We start from the raw sequence: 4,723 nt of genomic DNA, 5'->3' as shown, positions 1-4,723 counted from the left end.
AAATTGCGCAGATGGCAGACCGCATTATCCGTATCGAAGATGGTCGGATCGTCTCCCAGAACTAACGGGAGGTGGCTACGATGAATGTCAAAAACAGAAAATGTATTCGAAAGCTCAGCTTAAAATCCCTTTATGCGAACCGCCGCCGCAATCTGATCGCCATTTTTGCCATTGCGCTGACAACGATGCTATTTACGTCCATGTTCACCATTGTCTTGTCGTTGAACGCCAGTTATGAAACCTACCAGTTTCGGCAGGTAGGTGGCTATGCACACGGTACCTTTAAAGATGTTTCCCCCGAGCAGGCGGAACGTATCGCTGCTCATCCAAAGGTGAAGGCTGCGGGGGCACGGAAGGTGATCGGCATCACTGTGGATGGTGTCTTTTCCAAAACGCCTGCAGAGATCAGCTACATGGATGCCAACTGCACCAAATGGAGCTATGCCACCCCTACTACCGGGCGGATGCCCGAAAGCGGCAAAGAAGTAGCCATGGATACGGCAGCGTTGCAGCTGCTTGGCATAACGCCGGAGCTGGGCGCCGAGGTCACGGTTTCCTATTCCATCACGGACAAGGATCAAACCGCCTTTACTGTAACAGATACCTTTACGCTGGTGGGCTATTGGGAATATGATGAACTAATGCCTGTTCACTACATCAACATCAGCCGTGATTACGCAGATGACATCGAAGCGCAGGCAGTGAAAACAGGGTTACAGCCTTTCCGCACCGATTTGAATGTCATGCTGGCCTCCAGCACAAATATTCAAGGGCAGATGGAGCAGGTGGATACCGATCTTGGCTACACATGGGACAGCTATACCGATCCCAACAGCGTCCGGATCGGCGTCAACTGGGGATATACCTCATCCCAGCTGGAGTCACAGCTCGATCCAGAGCTGATGATCGCCATAGCAGCTTTTTTGCTGCTGGTGATTTTCACGGGGTATCTTATCATCTATAACATTTTTCAGATCTCTGTTGCGGGGGATATCCGGTTTTACGGACTTTTGAAAACCATTGGCACAACGCCCCGACAGCTCAAACGTATCATTCGCCAGCAGGCACTTCTACTTTGTCTGATCGGCATTCCGGCAGGACTGTTGCTGGGCTACGGCATCGGCGCTGTTCTGGTACCTGTTGTCTTGCGCTCCACCCAGTTGGATGCGGGCATCACCACCATCAGCACCTCTCCTGTGATCTTCCTTGGTTCCATGCTGTTTGCTCTGTTGACGGTGCTTTTGTCCTGCTCCAAGCCCGGAAAAATGGCAGCCAAGGTCTCTCCGGTAGAGGCTACCAAATATACGGATGCGATACAGACTAAGAAAAAACAGCGCAGCACTCGGGGAGCCAAGCTCCATCAGATGGCCTTTGCCAATCTGGGACGAAACAAGAAAAAGACGGTGCTGGTGGTGGTGTCTCTGGCACTGTCGGTGACACTGTTCAATGCGCTGTGTGCCTTTGTGGGAGGCTTCAGCATGGAGAAGTATGTATCCTCCATGACCTGCGCCGATTTTATCGTCAGCACTCCCGACTATTTCCGTTTCAACCCGGCAGATGAATTCATCACGCCAGAACAGATCGAGGAGATCGCAGCAAACACAAAGGCCAGTCTTTCCGGCACGGGATATGCTGTGCTAAAAACCGCATACCTGTGGATGACGGAGGATGCTCTGCGGCAAGACTATGCAAGGTACGAAAGCGCCGAGCAGTTGGACAGCCATATGAGCCGCATGGAGCACCGGGGCAATATGGTGATGGGAGATACCAGAATCGAGGCTCTGGATAACAGTCTGTTTGACAAGCTGCAAGTGTTCGACGGAGATATTTCTCCTATGCTGGAGCCGGACAATAACGCCATTGCCATTGCGGTTTCTTTGGATGATTACGGCAATCTGCCCAATCCTGAATACTACCCCAAGGTGGGAGACACGATCACGGCTACCTATGCGGATGATGTGAAATATATCGACAGCCGCACCGGGGAACTGTGCAACGAAGACACACCGGAGGAGTACCTTCAGGCAAAATTGTATGGGGCCAGAGATGTAGAGTACACGGTCTGCGCCTTGGTAGAACTTCCGAACTCCATGGGTTATCGTTATGGTGGTATTGGATATAACGCAGTTTTGCCTGTGGACACCGCACAGAGGGACAGCGGTGGTGCAGTCGTTCCGATGCTCTACCTGTTCGACACAGCGGACGAAGCGGACGAGGCCGAAGCAGAGCAATATCTGTCAAAGCTCACGTCCGGTGAGTTTTCGCCCTTGATGTATGAAAGCAAAGCCACGGTTCGCTCTGAGTTTGCTCAGTTCCGGCAGATGTTCCTTCTGATCGGTGGTATCCTCTGTGCTATCATTGGGCTGATGGGACTCTTAAATTTCTTCAACGCCATGATGACCGGTATTCTTTCCCGCCGCCGGGAATTTGCTGTGCTTCAGGCTGTAGGAATGACGCCCCGACAGCTCAAAACCATGCTGATCTACGAGGGGTTGTTTTACGCAATGTCTTCCGTATCGGTGGCCTTTGTGCTTTCACTGGCGGTGGGACCTCTTGCGGGGAAAATGCTGGGCAGTATGTTCTGGTTCTTTGAGTATCGGTTCACCGTTCTGCCTGTCCTGCTGACAATTCCGGTATTTCTTCTGCTTGGGTGGCTGATTCCTTGCATGATGTATGATAACGCAGCGAAATGCAGCATTGTAGATCAGTTAAGGGATGCTCAATAATTGTTAAGCCAAAATTAGCCCTCTGTCAATGAAAAGGCTGAGGGCTGGAATTCAAATAATAATCAAAGTGACCATTACACTGGCCAGCGGCAAGAAACAGGTCATTTCCGTTACTGTGCAGAAAACAACGGTAAGAACAACAAAGATCACCGGACTGAAATCAAGCGTGACTGTTGCAAGGAATAAAAAAACTTACGCTGAAACCAGTCATCAGCCCGATCACTTCCCAGGAGAAGGTTACCTACAGTTCTTCAAATAAGAAGATCGCAACGGTAAATTCCAGTGGTGTGATCACCGGAAAGAAAAAGGGAACAGCCTATATCACAGTGAAATCTGGAAAGATCCGTAAAAAAGTAAAAGTAGTTGTTAAATAAAAATGATTTAAGCAGGAGCTGCCTTTCATGAATACACATGGAATGGCAGCTCCTTTTTTCATTTTTTGCATGTAGTTTTATTTGCAGAAGTAGATTACGATATTAATAGTTGACCAAGAGAGAAGAATGATTAGATAATATATTATAGTGATAATGGAATTATGGTAACAAAAAAATTTATAAAAAAAGTGCAACCAAACAGAAAAAAATACGTTATATATAATAGACAACATTAATATGGCACACTGCAAATAACCTATCTGCATAAAAACACTAATATACAGGGGAGAAATGTGATATGGAAGATACACATATTATAAATTTATTTTTAGAAAGATCAGAAGATGCAATTCGCCAGGTAGAAGTAAAGTACGAAAAATTTTGTTTTAAGATTGCATGGAATATTTTATATAACACAGAAGATTCAGAAGAATGCGTAAATGATACGTGGCTGATAACGTGGAATAAGATTCCACCCAAAACGCCAACAAAGTTATCTGCATTTCTTGGAAAAATAACCAGAAATTTGGCATTGGACAATTTCAGAAAGAAAAATGCTTCAAAAAGAGCAGATACACATATGATGGATATTTGTGGTGAAGTGGAAAAACTAGAAAATACAATAAAGGATTATGTGGAAGAGGATATAAAGAAAAAGGAAATTTTGAATATTTTAGAAAAATTTTTAAGTGATTTAAAAGCAGGGGACAGGGATATTTTTGTCAGGCGATATTGGTATATGGATAATATTAAAGACATTGCAAAAAGACATGGATGCTCTGAGACTAAAATTAAATCTAGTCTTTTTCGAAGCAGAAACAAATTATGGGAAGAGGTGAAAGAAATCATATGAAAAAAGAAAACAATTTTTTGGATCTGATGGGAGAAATAGATGAAAAATTTGTTTACGAAGCTTCCTTACCATGGGAAAAGCGAAATGTTAATTTGAAATTAAAATTAGCAAAGATTGCAGCAGCAGGAGTTGTAATAGCATTATTGATAGGAGGCTTGGGACATCCGCATGAGATAAAGGCGGCCTGGGAACAGATTACTTCGTGGATTCAAACTGCATTGGGGATTAATGAAAATGTAGAATCATATATAGATAGTGTTGGAAAAACGATTACTAAAAATGGAATTTCTATTACATTAGATGAAATTGCTGCTGATAAGGAGAATTTATGGGTGGCAATATCTGATAATATAAATGATTCAAAAGAAAAAGAGACTATTCTACTAACAGAAGTGGAGATAAATGGAAAAGCGGCACAGTTAGATGGAACATATGCTCTGGAGAAAAAGGAGAACGGAACAGATGGTCAGGTTTGTCATTATAGGTTGGAAGATACAACTATTAAAGATAATACAGCAGATATAAAAATGAAAGTATGGTTATTTGATCCAACAGAAATGGATACTGCAGATACAGAAGATACGGATGACTATATTTTTGAATTTTCATCAAATTGGGAAGAACTGGAGAAGAATACCATAAATGTAAATGTGAATAAAAAAATAAAGATATCTCCAAATCAAAATCTGACGATTTCAAAAATGAGCTTAAACGATTTGGCAAGTACAATTTATGGAAATTTGGATAATAAAGAATATGAAGATTATTAT

4 protein-coding genes are annotated in these 4,723 nt (G+C 43.7%); all 4 read left to right on the top strand.

Translation table 11 applies throughout. The features are described 5' to 3' along the window. Window positions 1-80 precede the first annotated feature (80 nt). Complete coding sequence (locus tag NCY57_RS16320) at window positions 81-2,726, top strand: ABC transporter permease (protein ID WP_250789853.1); 2,646 nt, start codon at window positions 81-83, stop codon at window positions 2,724-2,726. A gap of 173 nt (window positions 2,727-2,899) precedes the next feature. Further along, window positions 2,900-3,100, top strand: a complete 201-nt coding sequence (locus tag NCY57_RS16315; protein WP_250789852.1) for an Ig-like domain-containing protein — start codon at window positions 2,900-2,902, stop codon at window positions 3,098-3,100. 298 nt (window positions 3,101-3,398) lie between these two features. Continuing rightward, window positions 3,399-3,953: an RNA polymerase sigma factor gene (locus NCY57_RS16310; RefSeq protein WP_118392949.1), complete on the top strand. Its 555-nt coding sequence runs from the start codon at window positions 3,399-3,401 to the stop codon at window positions 3,951-3,953. Continuing rightward, window positions 3,926-4,723 (top strand): DUF4179 domain-containing protein (locus tag NCY57_RS16305; protein ID WP_250789851.1); only part of this gene is annotated, 798 nt, incomplete at its 3' end. The genes NCY57_RS16310 and NCY57_RS16305, both read left to right, overlap by 28 nt.

The organism is Blautia sp. MB18-30 (assembly GCF_023669475.1).
GTDB classification, from domain to species: Bacteria; Bacillota; Clostridia; order Lachnospirales; family Lachnospiraceae; genus Blautia_A; species Blautia_A fusiformis.
Note: the sequence above shows the minus strand (reverse complement) of the source record. Positions and strands in the feature narration are given on the sequence as shown.